The sequence below is a fragment of the Sphingomonas sp. GV3 genome (assembly GCF_031082075.1).
Taxonomy (GTDB): Bacteria; Pseudomonadota; Alphaproteobacteria; order Sphingomonadales; family Sphingomonadaceae; genus Sphingomonas; species Sphingomonas beigongshangi.
The window spans coordinates 2,755,548-2,782,311 of the sequence record NZ_JARWLE010000001.1; the positions used below are offsets into that span (position 1 = coordinate 2,755,548).

General features: G+C 68.1%; 17 protein-coding genes. 10 read left to right on the top strand and 7 right to left on the bottom strand.

Translation table 11 applies throughout. From position 1 onward, the window contains the following. Positions 1–131: 131 nt before the first annotated feature. Positions 132–1,625 carry a tryptophan 7-halogenase gene (locus RF701_RS13160; RefSeq protein ID WP_308815214.1) on the top strand — a complete coding sequence of 498 codons (1,494 nt, stop codon included), beginning with the start codon at positions 132–134 and terminating at the stop codon, positions 1,623–1,625. 152 nt (positions 1,626–1,777) lie between these two features. Here RF701_RS13160 and RF701_RS13165 read toward each other — a convergent pair whose 3' ends face one another. After that, complete coding sequence (locus tag RF701_RS13165; RefSeq protein WP_203308723.1) at positions 1,778–2,821, bottom strand: LacI family DNA-binding transcriptional regulator; 1,044 nt, start codon at positions 2,819–2,821, stop codon at positions 1,778–1,780. Positions 2,822–2,980: 159 nt separating this feature from the next. Here RF701_RS13165 and RF701_RS13170 point away from each other — a divergent pair, with 159 nt between their 5' ends. The 8 genes from RF701_RS13170 (at position 2,981) to RF701_RS13205 (ending at position 15,968) form a co-directional block, all read left to right on the top strand. Further along, the gene (locus tag RF701_RS13170; protein WP_308815215.1) at positions 2,981–4,828 is read left to right on the top strand and encodes an alpha-amylase family glycosyl hydrolase; all 1,848 of its coding nucleotides are present in this window, start codon (positions 2,981–2,983) and stop codon (positions 4,826–4,828) included. A 5-nt stretch (positions 4,829–4,833) separates the two neighbouring features. Next, positions 4,834–6,444, top strand: a complete 1,611-nt coding sequence (locus RF701_RS13175) for an alpha glucosidase (RefSeq protein ID WP_308815673.1) — start codon at positions 4,834–4,836, stop codon at positions 6,442–6,444. Then, a complete protein-coding gene (locus RF701_RS13180; RefSeq protein WP_308815216.1) occupies positions 6,441–8,531 on the top strand; it encodes a glycoside hydrolase family 97 protein in 2,091 nt (696 codons plus the stop codon). Before RF701_RS13175 ends, RF701_RS13180 begins: the two co-directional genes overlap by 4 nt. Before the next feature lie 575 nt (positions 8,532–9,106). Beyond that, positions 9,107–10,579, top strand: a complete 1,473-nt coding sequence (locus RF701_RS13185) for a tryptophan halogenase family protein (protein ID WP_288936380.1) — start codon at positions 9,107–9,109, stop codon at positions 10,577–10,579. After that, the gene (locus RF701_RS13190; RefSeq protein WP_308815217.1) at positions 10,576–12,084 is read left to right on the top strand and encodes an MFS transporter; all 1,509 of its coding nucleotides are present in this window, start codon (positions 10,576–10,578) and stop codon (positions 12,082–12,084) included. The genes RF701_RS13185 and RF701_RS13190 overlap by 4 nt, the downstream gene beginning before the upstream one ends. A 109-nt stretch (positions 12,085–12,193) precedes the next feature. Beyond that, positions 12,194–13,627, top strand: a complete 1,434-nt coding sequence (locus RF701_RS13195) for a DUF4173 domain-containing protein (protein ID WP_308815218.1) — start codon at positions 12,194–12,196, stop codon at positions 13,625–13,627. 32 nt (positions 13,628–13,659) lie between these two features. Then, positions 13,660–14,382: a response regulator transcription factor gene (locus RF701_RS13200; protein ID WP_308815219.1), complete on the top strand. Its 723-nt coding sequence runs from the start codon at positions 13,660–13,662 to the stop codon at positions 14,380–14,382. Then, entirely contained in the window at positions 14,379–15,968 is a 1,590-nt protein-coding gene (locus tag RF701_RS13205) for a HAMP domain-containing sensor histidine kinase (RefSeq protein ID WP_308815220.1), read from the top strand. The genes RF701_RS13200 and RF701_RS13205 overlap by 4 nt, the downstream gene beginning before the upstream one ends. 36 nt (positions 15,969–16,004) lie before the next feature. Here RF701_RS13205 and RF701_RS13210 read toward each other — a convergent pair whose 3' ends face one another. The 3 genes from RF701_RS13210 to RF701_RS13220 all read right to left on the bottom strand — a co-directional run bounded on the left by RF701_RS13210 (position 16,005) and on the right by RF701_RS13220 (position 18,729). Further along, positions 16,005–16,601: a DUF308 domain-containing protein gene (locus tag RF701_RS13210; protein ID WP_210357122.1), complete on the bottom strand. Its 597-nt coding sequence runs from the start codon at positions 16,599–16,601 to the stop codon at positions 16,005–16,007. Positions 16,602–16,701: 100 nt separating this feature from the next. Next, complete coding sequence (locus RF701_RS13215; protein ID WP_210357121.1) at positions 16,702–17,271, bottom strand: TetR/AcrR family transcriptional regulator; 570 nt, start codon at positions 17,269–17,271, stop codon at positions 16,702–16,704. 213 nt (positions 17,272–17,484) lie between these two features. Beyond that, positions 17,485–18,729 (bottom strand): MFS transporter, encoded by a 1,245-nt coding sequence (locus tag RF701_RS13220; RefSeq protein ID WP_308815221.1) that lies wholly within the window; start codon positions 18,727–18,729, stop codon positions 17,485–17,487. A 328-nt stretch (positions 18,730–19,057) separates the two neighbouring features. Here RF701_RS13220 and RF701_RS13225 point away from each other — a divergent pair, with 328 nt between their 5' ends. After that, on the top strand, positions 19,058–21,607 hold the full coding sequence (locus RF701_RS13225) for a TonB-dependent receptor (RefSeq protein ID WP_308815674.1): 2,550 nt from the start codon (positions 19,058–19,060) through the stop codon (positions 21,605–21,607). 233 nt (positions 21,608–21,840) lie between these two features. Here RF701_RS13225 and RF701_RS13230 read toward each other — a convergent pair whose 3' ends face one another. The 3 genes from RF701_RS13230 to RF701_RS13240 all read right to left on the bottom strand — a co-directional run bounded on the left by RF701_RS13230 (position 21,841) and on the right by RF701_RS13240 (position 26,745). Further along, positions 21,841–23,196: a HAMP domain-containing sensor histidine kinase gene (locus RF701_RS13230; protein ID WP_308815222.1), complete on the bottom strand. Its 1,356-nt coding sequence runs from the start codon at positions 23,194–23,196 to the stop codon at positions 21,841–21,843. A gap of 28 nt (positions 23,197–23,224) precedes the next feature. Next, positions 23,225–23,899 carry a response regulator transcription factor gene (locus tag RF701_RS13235; RefSeq protein WP_210357119.1) on the bottom strand — a complete coding sequence of 225 codons (675 nt, stop codon included), beginning with the start codon at positions 23,897–23,899 and terminating at the stop codon, positions 23,225–23,227. Positions 23,900–24,009: 110 nt separating this feature from the next. After that, positions 24,010–26,745: a DUF5695 domain-containing protein gene (locus tag RF701_RS13240; protein ID WP_308815223.1), complete on the bottom strand. Its 2,736-nt coding sequence runs from the start codon at positions 26,743–26,745 to the stop codon at positions 24,010–24,012. Positions 26,746–26,764 lie beyond the last annotated feature (19 nt).

Sequence of the window (26,764 nt, forward strand, 5' to 3'; positions counted from 1 at the left end):
TTCCAATTTCCGCCAGCCCCGGGCTTGTTCCGGGGGCACCGTTCCGCAAGATGTACGGACGGTACGTGCATGGCACGGTGGAGGCCGGAACCGGTCCGGCCTGACGATCGGCACAGCAGAGGATGCCATTCATGACCCTGAAGACCATCGTCATCGCAGGCGGCGGCACCGCGGGCTGGATGGCGGCCGCGGCGCTCGGCCATCTGATGGGCGAGCATATCCGCATCCACCTGGTGGAGTCGGAGGCAATCGGCACCGTCGGCGTCGGCGAGGCGACGATCCCGCAGATCCGCCTCTTCAACCAGGCGCTGGGCCTGGACGAGGACGCGTTCCTGCGTGCGACGGGCGGCACCTTCAAGCTCGGGATCGCCTTCGACGGCTGGACGGCGCCGGGGCACAGTTACATGCACGCCTTTGGCGATGTCGGCCGCGACGTCGGACCCGTGCCGTTCCAACATTACTGGTTGCGCGCGCAGGGCGAGGGAGTCGCGGGCCCGCTCGGCGACTATTGCATGAACGAAGTCGCGGCGCGGGCTGGCCGCATGCATCGTGGCGCGCCCCTCACCGCAAGGACGATCCCGGCGATTCCCTATGCCTTCCACTTCGACGCGAACCTCTACGCTGCCTATCTCCGGCGGTTCGCGCAGAACCGCGGCGTGTCACGGACCGAGGGGCGGATCGCCGCGGTCGAGCGCGACGGAGAAAGTGGCGACGTCACCGCCCTGGTGCTCGACGGCGGCGAGCGCGTGGCGGGGGACCTGTTCCTCGATTGCACCGGCTTTCGCGCGCTGCTGATCGAAGGTGCCTTGCAGGCGGGATATGAAGACTGGTCGCGCTGGCTGCCCTGCGACCGTGCGGTTGCGCAGCCGAGCACGGGAACGGGCGCGCCCTTGCCCTATACGCGGGCGATCGCAAGGTCGGCGGGGTGGCAGTGGCGCATCCCCCTCCAGCATCGAACCGGTAACGGACACGTCTATTGCAGCGCCTTCACCAGCGACGACGAGGCCATGGCGGTGCTTGCCGGGAACCTGGACGGCGAGCCGACCGGCGACCCCCGGCCGCTGCGCTTCGTTACCGGACGTCGGCGCAAGGCGTGGAGCCACAATGTCGTTGCACTCGGCCTTGCCAGCGGGTTTCTCGAACCGCTTGAGTCGACCAGCATCCACCTCATCCAGGCGGCGATCGCGCGGCTCGTAAAGCTGTTGCCCGCCATGCCCGTCGCTACCGCGCTGCGCACCGAATACAACCGACAGACTGATTTCGAGATGGAGCGTATCCGCGATTTCCTGATTCTGCATTACTGGGCGAACGGTCGCGAAGAACCCTTCTGGCAGGCCTGCCGGACGATGGCGCTGCCGGACAGCCTGCAGGCGAAGATCGATCTGTGGCGCGAGACGGGCGTCATCACGCGCGAGCACGAGGAACTGTTCACCGAGGACGGCTGGCTGCAGGTGCTGGCAGGGCAGGGCGTGACGGCGCGGTCGCACCATCCTCTCGCCGATACGATCCCCGACGCCGATCTTGCGGAATATATGGAGACGCTGCCGCTGCTCTACCGTCGCGAGGCCGGCGCCCTTGCGACGCACGAGTCCTTCATCGCGCGCCACTGCGCGATGCGGCGCTAGATTGCGATCCCGCGAGGCTGGATCGGGGCGGTGCCGGGCCTCACTCCACCCGCCCACCCATCCATCCAGGATAGGCTGTGTGGGCCGCTTGGTGGGAAGAGAGGAGGGCCGGCACCGCTCCCACGTGGTGGATCGAATTACGGCCAGAGCCGTCAGCTCGATCCCCGCACGACGAGCCGGGGCAGCAGCAGGCTCGCCTGTGTCGGCTGGTCGGCGATACGGCGCAGCAGCGTATCGACGAGGACCTCGCCGGCGAGGCGATAGTCCTGCGCCACGGTGGTCAGCGACGGCTGCGTCGTCGCGGCAGCCGGTATGTCGTCGAAGCCGACCACCGACACGTCGGCCGGCACGCGCAGGCCGGCTTCCGCCAGCGCTCGCATCGCGCCGAGCGCGATGAGGTCGGACGCGGCGAACAAGGCATCGAACGGAATACCGCGTACCAGCAACCGCTGCATGGCATCATAGCCGCCCTGTTCCACCGACAGCGAATCCGCATGCAGTCCGGGGTCGACCGCCAATCCGGCCGCGCGGAGCGCTTGCGCCATGCCGTGATAGCGATCGCGGAATTCGGGATAATGGTCGTCGGCTTGGCCGATGAAGGCGACGCGGCGGCGACCCCGGGCGATCAGGTGCTCGCCGGCAGCGCGTCCGCCGGCGATATTGTCGCTTCCGATAGTCGTCGCCAGCCCGTCCGGATCCACCGCACCCCAGCGCACGAAATGCGTCCCCTGCGCCCGCAGCGCCTCGAGGCGCGCCTTGTAGACCTCGTAATCGCCGTAGCCGAGCAAGATGATCCCGTCCGCCTTGCGGCTGTCCTCATAGTCCATGTGCCAATCGGCGGAGAGATGCTGGAACGACGTCAGCAGGTCGTAGCCGCGTGCCGCGCATGTCCGCAGGATCGATCCCAACATCGAAAGGAAGAAGGGATTGATGTACGTACCGTCGGGCAGCGGGTCCTCGAAGAACAGCAGCGCCAGCGTCATCGTCTGGCCGCGCCGCAGCGACGACGCGTTCTTGTCGACCTTGTAATTCAACTGGTGCGCGATCGCCTCGATCCGCATCCGGGTCGCCGCGCTGACCGTAGGATCGCCACGCAACGCCCGGCTGACCGTCGGCTGGGAGACACCGGCGCGGGCGGCGATGTCGAACGACGTCGGCTTGTCGCTGGTTCCCCTGCTGCGCGTCTTCGCCGTCATTGCTGCGCAATAGACCAGCGGCAGAAAAGACGAAAGGGTCGCGTGAATACGTATGCCTTGCGCTTGGCTTGTGCGTGCCGCTTACCCAGAACGGCCCCGACGCGGGCGGCACAGGCATCGTTCCGCGCGAACCTGTGATACGATCGGGAGGGGCCTGCCATGCGCCGAAACGCGCCACGACATTTCACCATCGCCGCCGCGCTTTGCGCCCTTGTAGCCCTGGTTGCGCCTCCTGGCGTCGCGCGGGCACAGGCCACGTCCGACTTCCGCGCGCGGCCGCCCCAGGACGAGGTGATCTACTTCCTGCTTCCCGACCGGTTCGACAACGCCGATCCGTCCAACGACCGCGGCGGCCTGACCGGCGACCGCAGCGTGACCGGCTACGACCCGACCGCGAAGGGATGGTATCACGGCGGCGATCTGAAGGGGTTGACCCGCCGGCTCGACTATATCCAGGCGCTCGGCGCCACCGCGATCTGGGTCGGGCCGATATTCAAGAACAAGGCGGTTCAGGGCGCCCCGGGGCAGCAGTCCGCGGGCTACCACGGCTACTGGATCACCGACTTCACCCAGGTCGACCCCCATCTGGGCACCAACCAGGACTTCGCCGACCTCGTCGCCGCCGCCCACAAGCGCGGCATGAAGGTCTATATGGACATAGTCGTCAACCATACCGCTGACGTGATCCAGTATCGCGAATGCGTTGGTAACAACGAATGCCCGTATCGCAGCCGCGCCGACTATCCGTATCAGCGGCGCGGCGGCGTTACCGGCGCTGCGATCAACGCCGGCTTTACCGGCGACGAGGATGGCAGCGCGGCGAATTTCGCGAAGCTGACCAACCCCAATTATGCCTACACGCCCTTCGTTCCCGATGCGGAGAAGGCGGTGAAGGTCCCCGCGTGGCTCAACGACCCGCTTTATTACCACAATCGCGGCAACACGACGTTCCTCGACGAAAGCGCGACGATGGGCGATTTCGGCGGCCTTGACGATGTGATGACAGAAAATCCGCGCGTGGTCGCCGGGATGATCGACATCTACGGCGGCTGGATCGACCGGTTCGGCATCGACGGCTTCCGCATCGACACCGCGCGCCATGTCGAGCCGGCATTCTGGCAGAAGTTCGTGCCCGCGATGCTGGCTCGCGCCAAGGCGAAGGGAATGCCCAATTTCCACATCTTCGGCGAGGTCGCGTTCGAAACGCTCGATGTCGGACTGCTCGCCGAACATAACCGCATCGACAAGCTGCCTGGCATCCTCGACTTCGCGACCCGGCAGGCGATCCTCGAAACCGTCACCGGCAAGCAGGAAACCGGTGCCTGGGACAAGCTGACGCTGGGCGACGCTCTGTACGAGGGCGGCTATGCGACCGCGCAGACGCTGCCGACCTTCGTCAGCAACCACGATGCCGGCCGTCTCGCGACCTATGTCCGCCAGGCCCTGCCCAAGGCGGACGATGCCGAGGTTTTGAAGCGCGTCGAACTGGCGCATGCCATGCTGCTGACGCTGCGCGGCGTGCCGACGATCTATTCGGGCGACGAGCAGGGCTTCGTCGGCGATGGCAACGACCAGGATTCGCGCGAAGACATGTTCGCGAGCAAGGTCGCCTCCTACAACGACAATCGCCTTCTCGGCACCACCACCACGACCGCGACCGAACATTTCGGCCGCGATAATCCGCTGTTCCGCGAAATCGCTACGCTCGCGAAGCTGCGTACGGCGACGCCGGCGCTGATGCGGGGCTCAACCGTCCTGCGCGCACGCCAGGATACGCCGGGTCTCATCGCCGTCTCCCGCATCGATCCCGCGACCAAGGCGGAGGTGCTGCTCGCCTTCAACAGCTCGACCGCGCCGCTGACCCGGCAGGTCCAGGTTGAAGCAAGCGCCACCTCGGCGCAGACGCTGGCCGGCGGCGGATGCGGCAGGGTGGCGGCGCCCGGCAGTCTTACCGTGACGTTGCCGCCGCTCGGCTATGCGGTTTGCGCGATGAAGGCGTCGCGATGAGCGGTATGCAGCCTCGCCAGCAACGGCCGTGGTGGCGCGGTGCGACCATTTACCAGATCTATCCGCGCAGCTTCGCCGACTCGAATGGCGATGGAATCGGGGATCTCGCGGGCATCACGGCGCATCTCGATCATGTCGCCGGCCTGGGCGTCGAGGCGATCTGGCTGTCGCCCTTCTTCCGGTCGCCGATGGCCGACTTCGGCTATGACGTTTCCGACTATTGCGACGTCGACCCGATCTTCGGCACGCTCGCGGATTTCGACGCGCTCGTCGCGCGGGCGCACGCGCTCGGCCTGAAGGTGATCATCGACCAGGTCTGGGCGCATACCAGCGACCGGCATCCCTGGTTCGAGCAAAGCCGCCAGAGCCGCGACAACCCCTATGCCGACTGGTACGTCTGGCACGATCCCCAGCCGGACGGTTCGCCCCCCAACAACTGGCAGTCGGTGTTCGGCGGCCCGGCATGGACCTGGGACGCGCGCCGGCGCCAATATTACATGCACAATTTCCTGAAGGAGCAGCCGCAGGTCAACGGGCACCACCCGGCGGTGCAACAGGCGTTCCTCGATGTCGCCCGCTTCTGGCTGGAGCGCGGCATCGACGGTTTCCGGATCGACGCGATCAACTTCATGATGTTTGATCCCGCCTTCCGCGACAATCCGCCCGCGCCCGATGACGACGGCATCCCGCGCACCCGCCCGTTCGACTATCAGCTGCACCGCTACAACCAGAGCCACGACGCGATCCCCGGGTTCCTGGAACGGATCCGGGCGCTGTTCGACAGCTACGACGCGCGCTTCACCGTCGCCGAAGTCGGTGGCGCGGACAGCGACCGCGAAATGAAGCTGTTCACTGCGGAGGGGCGGCGGCTGCACAGCGCCTATGGCTTCGACTTCCTCTACGCGCCGGCGCTGACGCCGGCGGCGGTGGCGGAGGCGGTCGCGAAATGGCCCGAGGCGGAGGGCGTCGGCTGGCCGAGCTGGGCGTTCGAGAACCACGACGCGCCGCGCGCGATCTCCCGTTGGACAGAGCCGGCCCACGCCCGCGCCTTCGCGCGGATGAAGATGCTGCTGCTGGCGTCGCTGCGCGGCAACATCTTCCTCTATTACGGCGAGGAGCTCGGCCTGACGCAGGTCGAGGTGCCCTTCGACCAGCTCCGCGATCCCGAGGCGATCGCCAACTGGCCGCGCACGCTGTCGCGCGACGGTGCGCGGACCCCGATGCCGTGGTGCGCCGACGCACCCCATCTCGGCTTCTCGTCCGCCACGCCATGGCTGCCCGTCGGCGCCGATCATGCGGCGCTCGCGGTGGACCGGCAGGCGGAGGACCCGCATGCGCTGCTACAATGGACGCGCGACGTGCTTGCCCTGCGCAAGCGTCACCCTGCGCTGCTGACCGGCGACATCCGTGTCGTGGAGGCGGGGGAGGCGATGCTGGCGCTCGAGCGGCGCGGGGGCGGCGAGACGATGCTGTGCGTCTTCAACCTGTCGCCCGAACCCCGGCACTGGATGCCTGCGGAGCCGGATCGCTGGCACACCGTCGCCGAGACCGCGACGCAGGGCTGGCATTTCGATGGATATGGCGCTTTGATCGCGCAACGTACTGGAGAGGCATGATGAATCCTTGGAAGATCGGCACCGCCGTGGCGCTGGCGCTGACGGCAACCGCGGGGTTCGCGCAGACCGATCCCAATGCGGTCGCGCAAATCCCTACGGTGGCGTTCAAGCCGGTCGCCACCGCCACGTCGCCGAATGGTCAGCTAATGGTGTCGATCGCCTTCGACAACGACGGTCGCCCGACCTATGCCGTGACGCGCAAGGGCAAGCCGGTGCTCAACCCCGGTCGTCTCGGCATCATGTTCACCGACGCGCCTAAGATCGAGCGCAACGTCGAGCTGATCGGCCAGTCGACCAGCGCGTCCGACAGCAGCTGGACGCAGCCCTATGGCGAGTGGAAGACGATCCGCGACAATCACAAGGAACTCGCGCTCCGCTTTCGCGAGAAGACCGGCCTCAAGCGCGAGATGGATGTCACCTTCCGCATCTTCGACGACGGCATCGGCTTCCGCTACAGCTTTCCCGACCAGCCGAACCTGCATCAGGCGAACATCGCCGACGAACTGACGGAATTCGCCTTCGCGGAAGGCGGCACGGCATGGTGGAAGCCCGCCTATCAGTGGAACCGCGAGGAATATCTCTACAACAAGACCCCGCTCGACGCGGTCGGCACCGCGCAGACGGTGATGACGGTCAAGCTTGCCGACGGCACGCATGCCGCCGTGCACGAGGCGGCGCTGGTCGACTATGCCGCCATGAACCTCGCCCGGTCGGAGGGCAACACGTTCAAGGCCTCGCTGACCCCCGGCGCCGGCGCGCCGAAGGTGACGCGGATGGCGCCCTTCGCCTCGCCGTGGCGGACCGTCATACTCGCGGACGACGCGCCGGGCCTGTACATGAGCCACGTTGAGCTGAACCTAAACGAGCCCAACACGCTCGGCGACGTCAGCTGGATCAAGCCCGCCAAGTTCGTCGGCGTGTGGTGGAAAATGATCAAGGGCGAATGGACCTGGGCGACCGGCCCGCAGCACGGCGCCACCACCGCCAACGTCAAGACGTACATCGACTTCGCCGCCGCGAACAAGATTCCGGGCGTGCTGGTCGAGGGGTGGAACGTCGGCTGGGACGGCGACTGGTTCGGCAACGGCAACGACATGCAGTTCGACAAGCCGACGCCCGACTTCGATGCCGCCGAACTCTATCGCTACGCCAAGGCGAAGGGCGTGCATCTGGTCGGGCACAATGAGACCGGCGGCTCCGCGAGCCATTATGACGCGCAGCTCGACCGCGCCTTCTCCTATGCGCGCGATCACGGCATCCCGGTGGTCAAGACCGGCTATGTCACCGATGCCGGCCAGATCGAGCGCGTCGACGCCGACGGCACCCGCAAGCGCGAGTGGCACGAGGGCCAGTGGATGGTGAACCACTATCTGCGCGTCGTGCAGACGGCCGCCAAGTACAAGGTCGGCATCGACAGCCACGAGCCGGTCAAGGACACCGGCCTGCGCCGCACCTATCCGAACTGGATGAGCCGCGAGGGCGGACGGGGCATGGAATACAACAGCTGGCCCGGCAAGAATCCGCCCAACCACGAAGCGAACATGTTCTTCACCCAATGGCTGGGCGGACCGATGGACTTCACGCCGGGCGTGCTCAGCCTGACCGGACAGGGCGGCAGCGCGCTGATGTCGACCGAGGCGAAGCAGCTTGCGCTCTACGTCGTCATCTATTCGCCGGTGCAGATGGCGGCCGACACGCCGGAAAATTATGCGAAGCACATGGACGCGTTCCAGTTCATCCGCGACGTGCCGGTCGACTGGTCGGAAACGCGCGTGCTGAACGGCGAGGTCGGCGATTACGTTACCGTCGTGCGCAAGGACAAGGCGAGCGACGACTGGTATCTGGGGTCGATCACCAACGAGGCAGGCCGGTCGCTGACGGTGCCGCTCGATTTCCTCGACGCCGGGCGGCGCTATACCGCCGAAATCTATCGCGATGGTGACGGCGCGGATTATCGCACCGAGGCGCGTCATGCGATCGCGATCGAGAAACGGCCCGTCAAGAAGGGCGACACGCTGACGCTCGCGCTCGCCCCCGGCGGCGGTCAGGCGATCCGCTTCGTCGCCGCGGGCAAGGGGAAGCGGTGAGGCGCCATCACCGCATGCCCCTCCCGCGTGCGGGAGAATCCAGGGAAGGGTGCGGACGGCCGACGCCTTCACGGCAGGTGACCGTATGTCCAGGACGCGCCCACCCCCGGCCCCTCCCGCAAGCGGGAGGGGGGAGGGTGTGGCGATGACGGGACCGAGCGTCGCGATCGTCGGATGCGGCGGCGTCGACGTCAAAGCGGCGCCGAGCCGCCACGCCCGCGTTCCCCTCCCGCTTGCGGGAGGGGTTAGGGGTGGGCGCGTCCGTGCCGTACGGCCGACGCCTTCCCGGCGGGTGACCGTATGTCCAGGACGCGCCCACCCCCGGCCCCTCCCGCAAGCGGGAGGGGAGAGGATGTGGCGATGACGGGACCGAGCGTCGCGATCGTCGGATGCGGCGGCGTCGACGGCAGAGCGGCGCCGAGCCGCCACGACCGCGTTCCCCTCCCGCTTGCGGGAGGGGTTAGGGGTGGGCGCGTCCGGGCCGTACGGCTGACGCCTTCCCGGCGGGTGACCGTATGTCCAGCACCGGCCCACCCCCGGCCCCTCCCGCAAGCGGGAGGGGAGAAGGTGTGGCGATGACCGGACCGAGCATCGCGATCGTCGGTGGCGGTACCGCCGGTTGGATGGCCGCCTGCCTGATGGCGAAGGCGTGGCCCGAGGCGGCGATCACGCTCGTTGAATCCCCCGACGTCGGCATTGTCGGCGTCGGCGAGGGGTCGACGCCGCAGCTGAAAGCGCTGTTCGACACGCTCGGCATCGCCGAGGCCGACTGGATGCCGGCCGCCGACGCCACCTACAAGACCGGCATCGCGTTCGAGGGCTGGGGCGGTTTGGGGACGCGCTATTTCCACCCCTTCGCGGGCGCGGTCGATCTGCATACGCAGCCTGCCTTCCATGCGAGCGCGCTCGCCCGCCGCACGGGCGCGGACGTCCCCGCGCACCCAGACCGGTTCTTCCTCAACAGCCGCCTTGCCAACGCTCGCCGCGCGCCGGTGGCGTCGTCGAACTTTCCGTTCCCGGTCGGCTACGGCTATCATTTCGACGCGCACAAGGTGGGCGGAGTGCTGCGCGCCGAGGCGCTGCGCCGCGGCGTCCGCCACCTCAGCGCGCATGTCGCCGACGTCGTCGTCGCGGCAAACGGCGACATCGCCAGCCTGACGATCGCCGACCATGAACCGCTCGCCGCCGACATCTTCGTCGATGCCAGCGGGTTCCGCGGACTGCTGCTGCAACAGGTGCTCGGCGTGCCGTTCCGACCGTTCGCGCAGAATCTGTTCAACGACCGTGCCGTGGTGATGCCCACCCCGCGCGGCGCCGCGCTCGACGCCCATACCACCGCCACCGCGCTGTCGGCGGGCTGGGCCTGGTCGATCCCGCTGACCGCGCGTACCGGCAACGGCTATGTCTATGCCTCGGCCTATGTCTCGCCGGACGACGCCGAGACGGAACTGCGCCGTCACCTCGGCCTGCTGGACAGCCCGGTCCCTGCACGCCACCTGACGATGAAGGTCGGTCGGGTTGACCAAAGCTGGGCCGCCAACTGCCTGGCGATCGGCCTTGCGCAGGGGTTCATCGAGCCGCTGGAGGCGACCGCGCTCCACATCGTCCAGGCGACGGTCGAGGGCTTCGTCCATGCGCTTGGCGAAGGCGGCTTCACGCCGCGTCATCGCGATGCGTTCAACGCGCGCATCGCACGGCGATACGAGGGCATCCGCGACTATATCGTCGCGCATTATCGCCTGAACCGCCGTGTCGATACGCCGTACTGGCGCGACGCCGCGGCGATCGAGCAGCTTTCCGACGATCTCAAGGCGATCATGACCGCCTGGTTCACCGGCCGCGACGTCGCGGCGGTGATCGAGGCGCGCGATCTGGGTGGCTATTACGCCCCGATGTCGTGGGAAGTCCTGCTGGCCGGCTACGGCACCTTTCCCGACCGGCTTCGCCCGGTGCCGCCGGTCGTCGACCTCGCCGGCATCGACCGCCTGCTCGACGGCTGCCTGCTCAATTTCCCGCCGCATGCCGCGGCGATTGAGGACCTCGCATGACCGAAATGCCCGCCCGCCGCCCGCGCCAGAGCTGGGTGGGCCTTTGGAACATCTCCTTCGGCTTCTTCGGTATCCAGGTCGGCTTCGCGCTCCAGAACGCGAACATGAGCCGTATCTTCCAGTCGCTCGGCACCAGCCTCGACGATCTGCCGGCACTGTGGATCGCCGCGCCGCTGACCGGCCTGCTCGTCCAGCCGGTGATCGGCCATCTGAGCGACCGCACGTGGCTGGGGCGGCTTGGGCGGCGGCGGCCGTATTTCCTAGCCGGCGCGCTGCTCGCGGGGCTGGCGCTGTTCGTGATGCCGGAAAGCCCGTCGCTGCTCGTCGCGGCGATGATGCTGTGGCTGCTCGACGCCTCGCTCAACATCTCGATGGAGCCGTTTCGCGCCTTCGTCGGCGACATGCTCGACAGGGACCAGCATGCCGCCGGCTATGCGGTGCAGACCGCCTTCATCGGCGCGGGCGCGGTGTTCGGATCCATCTTCCCCTGGCTGCTCGAACGTCTCGGCATCAGTAACCAGGCAGCGGCGGGTGGCATTCCCGATACGGTGCGGCTCGCCTTCTGGTTCGGCGGTGCGGCCCTGGTGCTCGCGGTCGTGTGGACCGTGCTGACGACGCGCGAATATTCGCCGGACGAGATGGCGCGCTTTCACGGCAGCGCCGATCCGGAGGAGGGCGCGCACGTGTTGCGTGCGCTCGCCGCGCGCAGCTATGGCGCCAGCGTCGCCTGGATCGCCGCGGGTGCGGTCGTCGTCGCGGCTGTCGCCGCGTTGCGGCTCGAAAAGGAGATGTATCTGCTCGGCGGCCTGCTCGCCGCCTATGGCCTCGCCAGCATCGCGGCGGTCGCGCGCGCGAAGCGCGGACAGACGCCGGGGCTGCTCGGCCATATCGTCGGCGACTTCGCCGGCATGCCCGTGCTGATGAAGCGGCTGGCGGTGGCGCAATTCTTCAGCTGGTCGGCGCTGTTCATCATGTGGATCAACACCACGCCGATCGTCGCGGGTCGCTTCTACGGCGCGCCCGACGCTGCCAGCCCGCTGTATCAGGAAGGCGCCAACTGGGTCGACGTGCTGTTCGCCGCCTATAACGGCATCGCCGCCGTGGCGGCGCTGACGCTGTTGCCGCTGCTGTCGCGGCGAATCGGCCAGGCGCGGACGCATATCGTCGGCCTGCTGTGCGGTGCGGCCGGCTTCGCGAGCTTCTTCTTCATCCGCGACCCGCGCTGGCTGCTGGCGAGCGAGATCGGCGTCGGCATCGCCTGGGCGTCGATCCTCGCCATGCCCTATGCGATCCTCGCGTCCAGCCTGCCGCAGCGCAAGCTCGGCATCTATATGGGCCTGTTCAACGTCTTCGTCGTCGTGCCGCAGTTGCTGGTGGCGACGGTGATGGGCTCGATCACCAAGCATTTCTTCCCGACGCAGCCGATCTGGACCCTGGTGTTCGCCGCGGGCGCCCTGCTGTTCGCGGCGGCGGCGATGACGCGGGTGGAGGCGGCGCGCCAGTAGAAGCCTGCACGGGATCTGCACGCATCGCGCGCGCGATCCCCATGGTGACTGCCGCTCGTTCTGCGCGGCCGGCTGCGATGACATGGGCATTCCGTCGTCAGGAGTGCGCATGCCCTATCCATCCCCGCCGAAACCCCTTTGGGCGAAGGCGCTCGCCGTGCTGGTCGTCGCGCTCGCCGCCGATCTGCTGCTGTTCGACACGGCTCCGGGATCGGCGTTCGGCCTGCTCCTGATCCTGTGGTGCGCGGTCGTCGCGATCCTGATGCCGCCGACGCGGCGCGGTTTATCAATAATGCTAATCGGCATAGCGGCGCTTTTTGCGCTGGTCATGGCGATCGATCCGGGCTTCCTGGCCTGGTGTCTCTATTGGGCGGCCCTGGGCAGCGCGGTGCTGCTGCCGCGCCACCGGTTCGACGACGCCGCGCGCTGGGGGTGCCGCCTGGTCGTGCAGGCGCTGGCCGCCGTGCCGGCCCCGCTTCGCGACTTTCGGTCGGCGATGGGCAGGGGCGGGTGGCGGCTTAGCTGGTCGGTGATGATCCTGCCGATCGTCGGCGGGACGCTCTTCCTGTTGCTGTTCGGCCTCGCAAACCCCGTCATCGGCACCATGCTCGACCGGATACAGCCGCCGGACGTCGACCGCCTCGTCGGCCATGGCGTGATGATATCGGTCGCGCTGATCGTCGCCTGGGCGTCGCTGCGACCGCGCAGCCTGCGCCGGGCGCCGTTTCCGCAATGGCGGGCGCCGCGCATCGCCCTGTCGTCGGCGACTCTGGCGTCGTCGCTCGCCGTGTTCAACCTCGTCTTCGCGCTGCAGAACGGCCTCGATCTCGCCTTCCTCTGGAGCGGGGCACCGCTGCCTGCGGGCGTCACGCTGGCCGATTATGCGCATCAGGGCGCCTATACGCTGATCGTCGTCGCGCTCCTCGCCGCTGCCTTCGTGCTCCTCCTCCTGCGGCCCGGCGGTGCGCCGATCCTGCGCCCGCTCGTCCTCGTCTGGCTCGCGCAGACCCTGCTGCTCGTCGCGTCGAGCCTCTTGCGGCTCGCCGATTACGTCGCGGCCTATATGCTCACCGGCTGGCGGATCGCGGCCTTTGCGTGGATGGTGCTGGTTGCGGTCGGTATCGTGCTGATCGCCTGGCGCTGGATCGCGGGCCGGTCCGCGCTTTGGCTGGTCAACGCCAATGCGATGGCGGCGCTCGCGGTGCTGGCGCTGGCCAGCACTGTCGACTCGGGCGCGATCGCCGCGACCTGGAATGTGCGCCACGCCCGGACCGCCGACCAGATCGACCTTGCCTATCTGCGCCGGCTGGGCCCGTCCGCCCTGTTGTCGCTGGCGGCGCTCGAACGTCGCGCCGGCGGACCGGTGTTGCGCGGCCGCGCTCGCGCCCTGCGCACCGCCGCGCAGATCCGGCTTGAGAGCGATCAGCGCGACTGGCGATCCTGGACGATACTTGGCGCGTACCGATCGGCCGCCATCGGTGCCGCAACCGCTGCGGACCGGCGCTGGTACGCCCGCCAGGCCAAGAATGCGGAGATGCGTTGACGCAGAGCGAGCCAGCGATGATCCCTAATGCCATGCCACGCACCATCCTGGTCGTCGACGACGACCCGCACATCCGCCAATTGCTCGTCTTCGCCCTCGGCAAGGCGGGGTTGGACGCCGTCGAGGCGGCGGATGGCGAGGCGGCGCTCGCTTCGGTGATGGCCCGCGCGCCCGACCTCATCGTGCTCGACATCAACATGCCGCGCCTCGACGGGCTCGAGGTGTGTCGCCGGCTGCGCGCCGCACCCCCACCGCAAGGGGAGGTGCCGGTGCTGTTCCTGTCGAGCCGCGACGACGAGATCGACCGTATCCTTGGCATCGAGCTCGGTGCGGACGATTATGTCGTCAAGCCGTTTTCCCCGCGCGAAGTCGTGGCACGGGTGATGGCGATCCTGCGCCGTACCGAGTCACGCGCGTCGGGCGCCGGCGCTGCGGCCGGCGCGATCCGCCAGGGGCACCTCTCGCTCGACCTCGAGGGCTGGCGCGCGGAATGGGAGGGGCGCGAGGTGCCGCTCACCGTCAGTGAATACTCGATCCTGCGCACGCTCGCGGCGGCGCCGGCGAAAGTGTTCGGACGCGATGCGATCATCGATCGGCTGCATGGCCCGGGCTTCGCGATCACCGATCGCACGATCGACAGCCATATCCGCAATCTGCGCGCGAAGTTCGCCCGGGTTGGCGGTGGGGACGTGATCGAGACCCGACCGGGGATCGGCTATCGCCTCGGCGCCTGTTCGGGTGGCGCCGGCGGATGATCGCGGCCGCGAAGGACTGGCTGAAGCAGCGCTGGCCCCGGCTCCGCCTGCGCACGATCCTTTTCGCGACGCTGTTCTTCGTCGCCGCGCTGCCGGGGTTCGGCGCCATCTTCCTGCGCGTCTACGAGAACAGCCTGGTGCGGCAGACCGAGGCGGAGCTCGTCGCGCAGGGCGCCGCGCTCGCGGCTGCCGCCGCGGTCGACTGGCGGGCCGCCGCCGGTGGCGCCGGGGCGGGAGGGGCGCGGCCCGCCGTTCCGCGCGCGACCCCGCAGACTCCTCGCCTGGCAGAACCGGCGGAGGTCGATCTGAGCACCGCCGCGATCCTGCCGGAGCGTCCGGCACCCGCCGTTGCGCCGCTACCGTCCGCCGATGCGCGCGCGGCGGCAGCGCGCATCGCGCCCATGATCGACAAGACCGGATCGACGACCATGGCCAATATCATCCTGCTCGACCGAGATGGCCGTCTCGTCGCGGGGCGGGGGCCTGGCGGCAGCTACGCGGCGCTGCCCGAGGTCGCCGCCGCCCTCGCGGGAACGCCGCGCACCATCTTGCGCCGTAATGGCGCCTATCGCGCCGTCTATCGGTTCGAGTGGCTGTCCCGGGCCGCCGCGATCCGCGTGCATCATGCGCGGCCGGTGATCGTCAACGGCCGCGTGGTCGGCGTCCTGCTGCTGTCGCGGTCGGCACGCGCGCTGTTCAAGGGGATCTACGACGATCGCGGCAAGATCGTTCTGGGCATCCTCGTCATCCTGGGCCTGCTCGTCGTGCTCAGCGGCATCATCTCGCGCGGCATCACGCGACCGATCGAGCGGCTCGGCGCGGCGACGCGTGCGGTCGCCAGCGGCAGGGGCGCGATACCCGACGTGCCACCCACGGCCGCCATAGAGATCCAGGGTCTCTATGCCGATTTTGCGACGATGGCCGCGGCGATCGACCGCCGATCGCGCTACCTTCGCGACATGGCCTATGCGATGAGCCACGAATTCAAGACGCCGCTGGCGGGCATCCGGGGCGCGATCGAACTGCTGCACGACCATCGCGCGACCATGACCGAGTCGGACCGCGGTCGCTTCCTCGGCAATATCGACGCGGATGCGGGGCGGCTGGCACAGCTCGTCACCCGGCTGCTCGACCTCGCGCGCGCCGACATGGCGCAGGCTGCCCCGTCGGCCAGTACGTCGCTGGAGCCGGTTGTCGCGCGGGTCGCCGACGCGCAACCGAGGCTCGAGACGCGTGTGCACGTGCCCGCCAGCCTGCCGCTCGTCGCGGTACCGCCGGCGGCGCTGGAGACCGTATTCTCCACGCTGCTGGAGAACAGTCGCCTTGCCGGGGCGCGAAGGGCCACGATGATCGCGAGCGACGACGGCGGATACGTCCAGGTGCTGGTGGGAGACGATGGGCCCGGCATCGCACAGGCGGATCGCGTCCGCTTGTTCGAACCGTTTTTCACGACGCGTCGCGCTGCCGGGGGGACGGGCCTTGGCCTAACCATCGCCCGCTCGCTGCTCGATGCGCATGGCGCGACCATTGCCCTCGCCGAAGGCGACGCGACGGTCTTCAAGGTGCGCCTGCCCGTCGCCCGTTGACGGTGGATGATCCCAACGCCGGGCCGGGAGGCGGGATCACGCCGCCTCCGACCGGGACCGCCGCAGCGCTGGAACGGCAAGCCACAAGCCGGACAGCAGGAAGTAAAAGGCACCGAAGCCGACATAGGGCACCAGGGTCAGCAGCGTCACCGGATCGGGACCGCCCGCCGCCTTGATCGAGATGACCCCTGCGATCATCGATTGCGCGCCGCTGAGGATCATCGGCCACTGACCGCCGATCGTCGACCAGCGACGGAGCGCCGCCACCAACTGGAAGAGGCCCGAAAGCGCGGCCCAGACCCCGAACACGATCAGCGCCTGGTTCAACCCTCGACGCAGGGCGATCGCGAGGCCGACCGCCGCGGCGGCGCTGACCAGGGTGTTGAACCGCTGCGACGGATTTTGCGCCAGCCCGCCGTGGCGGCGCGCATCGACGACATTCGCTGCGGCATCCCATAGCTGATAGCCGACCAGCAGCGCCGCGGCCGCGCCGGACGCGCCGGCAGCGGTGACGGCGCAGGCGGCGCCGACCCATGCAGCGGAGAAGCTGAACCGGGCAAAGTAATAGCGCATCAGCCAGGGCGATTGCGGGCGCGCTTCCACCAACTGCTGATCGAGGACGAGACTGGACATCGAAACCTCCTTCACCGAAAAATGACGCTAAACCTACTAGTAGGTAGACAACTTATTTGTCAAGATCTTTTGTCCGAAACCGACACTCCTTAGGTGTTCGTCAGTCGAGCAGGCGTTCGACAGCCGACCGTGCGATCGCAGGGAAGCGCGTGGGATCGTCGAAGGCACGCGCCACCAGCATGGCGCCATAGATCGTCGACAGCAGCGCCTCCGCCTCCGCTTCCGGCGGCGCGTCGAGTCGCATCGTCCCCTGCCGCTCACCCTGTGCGAGCACCTCGGCCAGCCACGCGGTCAGATCGTGGAAATGTCCGCGCACGGCGCCTGCGACCGCGTCGGGCAGGCTGGGCAGTTCCGCGGCAAGTACCGCCGCGAGGCAGAAGGGCGCCGACCGATCGGCGATGCAGGTCGCCCAGCGGCCGACATACGCCGACAGCCGGTCGACCGCGTCTCCGGGGGCCTGGTCCGGCGCATTGGTCTGCGCACGGATCGCCGCGCGGGCCGCCTCGACCACGGCGACCACCAGGTCGGCCTTGGCGGGAAAGTGATGATGAATGCTCGCCTTGCGGATCCCGATCTCCGCGGCAAGATCGGCATAGCTGAAGCCGTTGTAACCGACCCGCATGATCTGGCCGGCGGCGCTTTCGATCAATCGGTCCGCGGTGTCGCTCATCGTTCCTGCCTAGCCTGTGCTAGGCAGCTAGGGGTGCGCAGACGGCGGGGCAAGGCCGTCGCGGAGTCTGGATTTCGATCCACGTGCGTGGAAGCGGCCCCGACCTCCACCCGGCCGCCCATCCAGGATACGCTGAGTGGGCGGCCGGGTGGGGGTGAGGGCTGCTACCGAGCCGATCCAGTCTTGCTGGATCGCACACTTGCGACGCGCTGTTCAGTCACGACGCGGCCAGAGGCGGAGGCACCCCACGGCGAAGGCGGCGATCACCACGTAGCAGAACAGCGACAGCGAGAAGGCGAAGCGGAGGCCGATCGCATCCGCTATCCGGCCCGTCAGCACGGGCACCACTGCGCCGCCCACCACCGCCATGCATAGGGCCATCGACGCGTAGGGCGCCGCCGTCGCCTCGTCGGGCAGGGAGAGCGCGAAGATCGTCGGGTACATGATCGCGTTGCACAGGCCGACCGCCAGCAGGGCCGCGGCTCCGGTCACGCCTTGCGCGCCCATTGCGATCGCGACCAGTATCACCGCGCCGCACGCGGTGCCGGCCAGCGCCCGTGGCGGCGCGATCCGCGCGAAGGCGGCGGCGCCGACGAAACGGCCGATCATCGCCCCCGCCCAATAGAGGCTGACCAGTCGCCCGGCCGTGACCAGCGGCACGCCCAGCACGTCGCTGCGGACCAGATAATTGGCGAGCAGCGATCCGATCGTCACCTCCGCGCCGACATAGGCGAACATCGCCAGGCTGCCCGCGAGCAGGCGTGGTGCGCGCAACAGCGACAGCATCCGCGACACCGGTACGCGGCGGGGCGGCGTGACGCCGTCGAGCAGCGTCCGCGCGCGAAAGAAGGCGATCGCCAGTATCGCCAGCCCGGCCGCGGATGCGAGAAAAGGCAGTGCCAGGGCCAGCCAGCCCGACGGCACCGCCGTTGCGTCGCCGAGCAGGAAGGACGCGCCGAGCAGGGGCGCCAATACCGTCCCGAGCGAGTTGAATCCCTGCACCAGGGTCAGACGCGACATGGCGCGCGGCCCGTCCTCGACGACGACGAAGACGATGCCCCCCGCCAGTTGCAAGAACGTCACGCCCGCGGACAGCGTCAGCAGCGCGACGAGCACGAGCGGATAGCTGCCCGCGGCCGCGGCGCCCGCCAGCCCCGCACAGCCGCATGCCATGACCGAGAGCCCCAGCGACAGGCCGCGCATGTAACCGATCGCGACGATCCAGGCTGTGATCGGCAGCGCAAACAGGAGGTAGCTGGAATGGAACGCCAGCTGGACCAGCGAAGCCTGAAAATAGTCGAGCCCCATCAGCAGCTTCAGCCGGGGTACCAGCAGGCTGATCAGTGATATGATGAAGCCGCCCATGAAATAATTGCCCAGCGACAGGCGGAACATGCGGCGCGCGCGCAATTCGGGGGAGAGGCGGGAACCGGGAGAGGCGGGGGTTTCGGGAAACACCGTGGCCACCTTATCGGCGTCGGGACCGGGGGCAACTGCGGCTGCGCATATCTCCACCACTGTGACCTGGGTGCACCACCAGCCTTTTAAATCGTTCCGGGGCGGACCGAGCGCGACCCCGCCCGCGCCGAAAGCCGGCCTTTCCGTAGGAGCGGCATGTTTCATGAAATGAACGTGAAATCCGCAAGAAAGCGTCGTCATCGATATGTCATTGGACCGACCCGACTCAGTCATAAGGCGCCTCGGGACAGCCGAATTGGCCTGCTAAGGGGACTCTGACGTGAACACTATCCAATCGCGCCTGCTCGCGGGTGCCGCGCTGCTCGCCATGTCCGGCGTGGCGCAGGCGGAGACGAAGCCGGCGGCGGCGCCTGCCGCTGTCGCCCAGGATACGACCGCATCGACCGCCACGGCGACGGACGCGCAGGACACCGGCGGATCGCAGCTGGGCGATATCGTCGTCACCGCGACCCGGCGCGAGACCAACCTGCAGAAGACCCCGATCTCGATCAGCGTGCTCAACACGCAGGGTCTGCAGGATCGTCACGTCCTCAGCCTGTTCAACCTTGCCGACGGCACGATCCCTTCGCTGCGCGTCGCGACGTTCGAGGCGCGCCAGTCGGCGCTGACGATCGGCATCCGCGGCATCGTTCCCTATGACCAGAACCAGACCGCGCGCGACGGCGGCGTCGGCGTGTATCTCGACGGCGTCGCACTGGGTAAGACCCAGGGCCTCAACGCCGCGCTGTTCGACATCGAGCGGATCGAGGTCCTCAAGGGTCCGCAGGGCACGCTGTTCGGTCGCAACACCGAAGGCGGCGCGCTGTCGCTCGTGTCGCGCGCCCCGTCCGGCGAATTCGGTGGCCGCATGACCGCGGGCGTCGGCAACTACGGCAGCCGCAACGCGGACGTGCACGTCGACCTGCCCGCCTTCTACGGCGTCGCGCTCAAGCTGGACGGCGTGTATCAGCATCAGGATCCGACCGTGAAGGATCCGCTCACCGGATCGACCGGCTGGAACTACTACGATCGCAAGGGCGGCCGTGTCGCCGCGCGCTGGAAGCCCGTCGACGGTCTGACCGCGGACTTCGCCTATGACTATGCGAAGGACGACAATACGCCGCAGTTCAGCCAGCTGGTCAATTACAACCCCAATGGCTACACCGTGGGCGCGTTCAACGGCACGACGCTGGTCCTGCCGGGTACGACCACCGCGTGCGGCGGCACCATCGCTGCCGGCAGCACGAAGCCGCTCTGTATCGCGCCAAAGGCGCCGCTGGTCGGCATCCACCCCGATCGTCAGAAGGTCGCCGACGTCGGCGTGCCGCAGCAGCCCAGCGTCGACATCACGCACGGCTTCACCTCGAACCTGAAGTACACGCTCGCGCCTGAAATCGAGCTGCGCTCGATCACCGCGTGGCGCGGCGTCAGCACCGACCAGTGGGACAATTCGGGCGGCCCGGAGCGCAGCAGCTTCGCGCCCAGCTCGAACTTCAGCCGCTACAGCCTGTCGTTCCTCCGCCAGCACCAGTTCAGCCAGGAATTCCAGGCGGTCGGCAGCCTGTCACAGCTGGATTACGTCGTCGGCGCCTATTATTTCACCGAGCACGCGACGGAATATGCCGCGACGCCGCTCAGCAACCTGTGGAACGCCGACGGCACTGCCTACACGATCCGCAGCCCGATTCCCGGCAATGCGAACCCGATCACCAGCGCCAATTCGGGCTATCAGCAGTTCGACCCGTCGTGCAACAATACGCTCGCGACGACGGTGCCGCAGTTCGCCAACAGCTGTCAGTTCATCACCCGGGCCAGCCAGGCGACCGACCACAACTACTCGCTGTTCGGTAACCTGACCTTCACGCCGGACGCGCTCAATGACGTCGTGCATATCACGGTCGGCGGCCGCTGGACGAAGGACAAGCGCCACGGCACGCTCTATGTCGTGAACAACCGTGCCGACCTGGTCACCGCGGGAACGGTGTCGCCCTTCTCGTTCCGGAACAGTATCAGCCGCTTTGACCCGATGGTCAACGTCGCGTTCGACGCGACGCCCGACATCCATCTGTACGCCAAATATGCGACCGGTTTCCGGGCCGGCGGCGCGAACGACCGCTCGCTCCAGTTCAACGCCTTCGGCCCCGAAGCGGTGAAGTCGTATGAAATCGGCTCCAAGATGGATTTCTGGAACCACAAGGCGCGTCTGAACCTGGCCGGCTACATCATGGACCGGACCAATACGCAGTTCGACTTCGACTATTTCGACACGAACGGGTCGAGCCCGACCAACGGCAGCCATATCGAACAGACGATCAACGCCGGCAACAGCAAGATCCGTGGCGTCGAGGCGGACCTGACCGTCGCGCCGGTGCAGGGGCTGACGCTGACCGGCTCCTACGCCTACACCTACTGGCGCGCTCCGTCGGCCGTGAACCCGCTCACCCCGGGCGCGCCGCCGCAGCAGCTGTACATCGTCTACACGCCGCGCAACGCCGCATCGGGGGCGATCGATTATAACGTGCCGATCGGCAATGGCGACGCGACCGTGCGGTTCCACCTCGACGGCAATTACGCGAGCAGCCAGTACAGCTTCCAGCTCGAGCCGACGAAGACCGATGCCAGCTTCATCATGAACGGCCGCGTCGCGCTGGCCGACATCGCGGTTTCGGATCACAACAAGGTGACGTTCGCCTTCTGGGTGCGCAACCTGCTCGACACGACGTACATCTACCGTCGCTCGGCCGCTAATTCGTCGCCGGTGTACAATTACGGCGCCAACGGCCAGCTGATCTCGACCAGCTACGGCGGCATTCTGGGCGATTACGCCAACTTCAACCCGCCGCGGACCTGGGGCGTGGAAGCGACCGTCCGCTTCTGATCTTCTTCCGTCCGATCCGATTGCGCGCGCCCGGTCCTCCGCCATGGAGGGCCGGGCGCTTCGCTTGGGGACTGACACGCGTGTTTGGATCGGACGCTAGTTTGCGATCCAGCGAAGCTGGATAGGCGCGGTACCGGCCCTCACCCCCACCCGGCCGCCCACTCAGCGTATCCTGGATGGGCGGCCGGGTGGGGGTGAGGGCCGGTACCGCATCCACGTACGCGGATCGGAAGCTAACGGGCCTTGGGGAGGGGCAGGACGAGTGCCGCGGCCAGGCCGGGACCCGCATCGTCCAGCGTCAGCGTTCCCCGGTGCAGGCGCGCGATCGCATCGACCAGCGGCAGGCCGAGGCCATGGCCCTCGGTGGTGCGACTGGCTTCGAGCCGGCCGAACCGGCGCAGGGCCAGCGGCACGTCCGTCGCGGCAATCCCCGGTCCGCGATCGACGACTTCCAGTATCGCCGCGCCGTGGCGGCACGTCGCCACGATCGAGACGGGCGTTCCGGTCGGCGTGTGGCGGAGCGCATTCTCGACGAGATTGACCAGGGCCTGCGTCAGCAGTCGACCGTCGCCTTCGACGAACAGGGGGGTGTCGGCGCGTACCGTCAGGGGATGGCCACCTTCGTCCGCGACCGCCGCCATACCCTCGCCGACCTTGTGGGCCAGCTGCGCCAGGTCGACGCGGGCGAAGCCGGCGCGCCGGTCGCTGCCCTCGATCTCCGTGATCCGCAACGTCGCCGCGAACATGGCGAGCAGGTCGTCGCATTGCGCCAGCGCGCCATGTAGGTCCTCTCGCATCGCCTCGGTCGGCGCACGCGCGGCGATCAGCGTCAGGCGCGAGTGCAGGCGGGCCAGTGGCAGGCGCAGATCATGGGCGATGTCGTGACTGACCCCCACAATCCCTTCCATCAGCATCGCGATGCGATCGAGCATGCGGTTGAAGCTCATCGCCTGCGCGGCGAAAGCGCCGTCGGCAGGATCGACGGGGACGCGCGCGCGCAGATCGCCATCGATGATCGCCTCCGCCGTTTCCCGGACGCGCGCGATGCGCCGTTCGATCAGGAAGGCGAACAGGATGGTGCCGCCCAGCACGACCAGCACGATCGCGCCGAATCCGACGATGGCGTTGCGCAGGCGCAAGCGCGCAAAATCGTCGACGGGTTCGGTCTCCGCGACGACCGTGAGCACCAGGCCGCCGCCGAGGTCGCGGACCAGGGCCCGTCCCTCGGACAGGCCGGCGATCCCGTCGCGATGGCGCAGGGTCGAGAACCCCGGCGGCAGGTTCCGGCCGAGCGCCACGTTCCCGCCAAGCCGCCGACCGGTGGCATCCCTCAGCTCCAGGCCGATATCGCCGGTGTCGCGGGTGCGGCTGAGCCGGTCGATCCGCGCCAGCAGCTCGCGCGCGTCGCCGGGGCGAAGACCGTCGTCGAGTTCGTCGCTGACGGTGACGATCCGCCGATCGATCAACCGCACGATCGCCGCGCGCGACGCCGAATAGGTCGCGACGCCCGTCGCCAGCACCGTCGCGAGGAAGAGGGCGAGAAAGGCCGCGGTCAGCGTCCGCAGCGATCCCCGGCCCACTATCCGCATGCGCCGGCCGCCCTGTTTCGCGTCGCAATCACCCGCGAAGCATATAGCCCAATCCGCGCTTCGTCACGATCGGGTCGTCGCCGCCGTCCGCGGTCAGCTTGCGGCGCAGCATGCGCACCTGCGCATCGACGATGTTGGTCGCCGGCTCGAAATCATAGCCCCAGACGCGTTCGAGCAGCATCGCCCGGGTGAGGATCATGTTGGGCTGACGCGCAAGTTCGGTCAGCAGACCGAGTTCCAGCTTCGTCAGGTCGAGCGGAACGTCGGCCCGCCACGCGCGCAACTGCGTCGGACTGACGGTGATGTCGCCCGCACGGAGCGTGTCGCCGTTCCTCTCCGTCCATCCGCGCGCGCGCGCCAGCGCCTTGAGCCGGGCGTCCAGCTCCGGGGCCGGAGTCGGCTTGACGACATAATCGTCCGCACCCGCTTCGAGACCCTCTACCTTTTCCACCGATCGTCCCAATGCGCTCAGCATCAGGACGGGCAGCGTCGCACCGCTTTCGCGCAGCCGCTGCAGCACCGCGGTGCCTTCCATCTGCGGCAGCATGCGGTCCAGGATCACCGCATCGAAGCTTTCGCGCGCCACCGCTTCCAGGGCGGCGACGCCGTTCGTGGCGATCGTCACGCGATGGTCGAGCGCGCGCAATTCCTGCGCGAGCGTATCGGCATAGGCGGCATCGTCTTCGACCAGTAAGAGGTCCATCGCATCGGTCCGTCGCTTCGTCAGCCCCGCGTCTAGAACGTGCCCGGTTCGGGAGAAAGTCCGCGCCGCCGACATGACGCTTTTGACACGATGGCGACAGGATATCGGCGTCAGCGCGCCGTCAGGACGACGCGGCTTTCTTCCGGTCCGAGCGGGATGGTGTAGCCGCCACGCTCGACGACGCCCCTGTCCGGCGCAAAGCTTCGCGTACCCGCGGTGGTCGCTGAGACGAACATGCGGGCGCTCGGCGTTCCAGCGTCCGCGCGGTCGAGCGTCAGCACGATGCTTCGCGTGGCGGGCATGTACTCCGCCCGGGCGATCTTGCCCGCCTCGAGCGTGATCCACTGGCCGGCGGGGGCCACGAACAGCCGGGATCGCGCGCCGTCCCTGGGCGCGATGGAGATCACCCCCCGCGTCGTACGGACCTCACCGCCGAAGCCGAGCCAGCCGAACGTCGGGTCGTCGACGAGATAGGTCGCCGCCGCATAGGCGTGGCCGAAGAACCCCATGCCGTAATCGCCGCTATAGGGGTCCCAGCGCATCATGTCCGGCCAGCTGTGAAATCCGGCTGACGAGGCGCCATCCCGGCCGATGTTCGTGACCGCGCCCATCATGCCGCCATAGGCGACCCGCAGCATGTAGAGGTCGTCCGGCGCGGCCCGATAGGCGTCGAACAGCGGCACTGCGTTCAATGCCGATCCGTAATGATGGATCTGGCGCTCGATCCGCGGATATTTGCCCCCGTACAGGAAGTCCCAATAGCGGCGCGCATTGCCGTTATAGCCCCAGTGCGGGACGGTGGGGTCGTAGCCGAGGATCACCTCACGCGTTGCGTCCGCCTGCGGCTGGAAGCCGAAATAGCGCATCCAGGCATAGACTTCGGGCTGGCCGGTCGAATCCCAGGCCATCTCGGATCCGAACGGATATTTCAGGCTGTGCCAATGGTCGGCGCGCTTGCGCATCAGCGCTTCCATGTCCGCTGCCTGGCGGGTCCAGCCCTCCCGCTGCAGGTCCTTGAGGATGTCGACGAAGACGTCGCCCTCCATCAGGCCGAACTCGGTATAATAGGGCGCATCGCGCATCATGGCGACGACGGTCTGGTACGCATGGTCGAGATACCATGGCCAGGCGTGACGCGTCACCAGCCCGGGATGGTTGCGCGCCGTGCGATACAGGACCCAATGGCCGATCGCGACGTGCGGGTAATTATAGGCCCGGCCGAGATCCGCGGCATCCTTTGGCTTCCACGAGGTCCAGCTCTGCCAGAGCTTCGGATCGCCCGCATACAGCGCGGGAAACGTGGAGGGATCGTAATAGAACAGGCTCTTCTTCACGGCGCCGGCGTGGGGACCGTCCGCGATCTGGAGGTTGCCGACGACGGTGCCGTCGATCAGGCGTTCCAGCTTCGCGAGCTCGGCCGCGTCGGGGTTGTCGAGCTGCTTCATCGCCGCGGCGACCCAGCTGCCGCCGCCACCCTCGTCGCTCATCCCCGCGATCCATACGCGCGGCTCGACGTCGACGATCCGCTTGGCTTCGTCGTCCCACGTCAGGATCGCGGGCGAGCGGCCAAAGGGATCATTCTTGCCCTCATACCATTGCCGCGTCGTCGCGAAGCGACCGAGGTCCGCCATCGTCTGGGCCAAAGGCTTGGTGACGTAATAGCTGATCGTCTGCGCCTGACCGTCGACATAGGTCAGCGTCAGGCGTGCCCGGCCCCATTGCCGGCCATGAACGGCAAGGCGGGTCCATCCCCTGACGCCCCCGGCACGCGCGACGGTGAGGGCACCCGCCGGCCAGCTGTCGATGCGCGCTACCGGCGATGGCGCCTTGACGAACAGGCTCGCGGGGCTGTCCATCGGCACCACATAGCCTGGAATACCGATCGCGACCGGCCGCCCCGCGGTCGCCAGCGTCGCCTCGATACCCCGGATCGAAGGCGAGGGCATTAGGCGCAACCCCACGGTCATCGCCTCGCCGGGTGCAAGCGTGCGTGCGGTGGGCGTGTTCCATTGTTCGCCCGCGGTCTTCCACTCGCGCTCGGCATAGGCAGCGGAATGGACGGTCCAATCGTAGAAGCCTTCGGCGGTCTGCGCGCGCGCGCTCTTGTCGGTGAACGAGGTTGCGCCGTCCTTGTCATGGGGCGTGCGCAGCGGGACATAGGCTTCCAGCGGGGTGCCGCGCTCGGGCAGGACCAGCAGCGCAGGCCCCCTGCCGTTGAGCCGGGTGACCTGCAGATAGCCGGCGTCGCGGCCGATATAGGGGTCGACGAAGCTCGCCTGTGCGTGCGCCTGGTCGAGCGTGCGGTCCGAGATGATGTTGTCGAAGACCATCGGCAGGCCGAGCACGCCGATGTCCAGCGGCGCTGCGCTGGTGTTGCGGATCGTGAAGCTCAATGCGAGCTGTTCCCCCGCGTCGCGCCACCGCCGCTCGACCGCCACCGGTGAATCGTCGCCGAGGCTCGCGCTGATATCCGCCGCCGCGATCGTCCGGCCGCTGGCCGGCAGTATGCGGATCGGTTGCCGGTGCGCGGCGGAGTCCAGGTCGCGCCACGCGCTGCCCGGATTGCGCACGCGCAGGTGGATGTCGCCGAGGTGATTATAGCCGTCGCCCGCGCGTTCCGCCTCGCGGCCGGTCGGCACGAAGCTGAACGCGGGCTCGTTGGCAGGGGAGAGGCGGGCGAGGGTCTGCGTGTCGCGGCGCAACGCGACGCGGAAAGACCCCACCCTGTACTCGCGTGTCGCGACGGGCGACGGCGCGAGGGGGCGTTTCGCCTCTTCCGCGCCCGCACCGATCGCAATCGTGCCCGGCATCAGCAGCAGCAGCGAGAACAGGCGGGTCGGGTGCATCGGAAAGCGACCTCTCGAT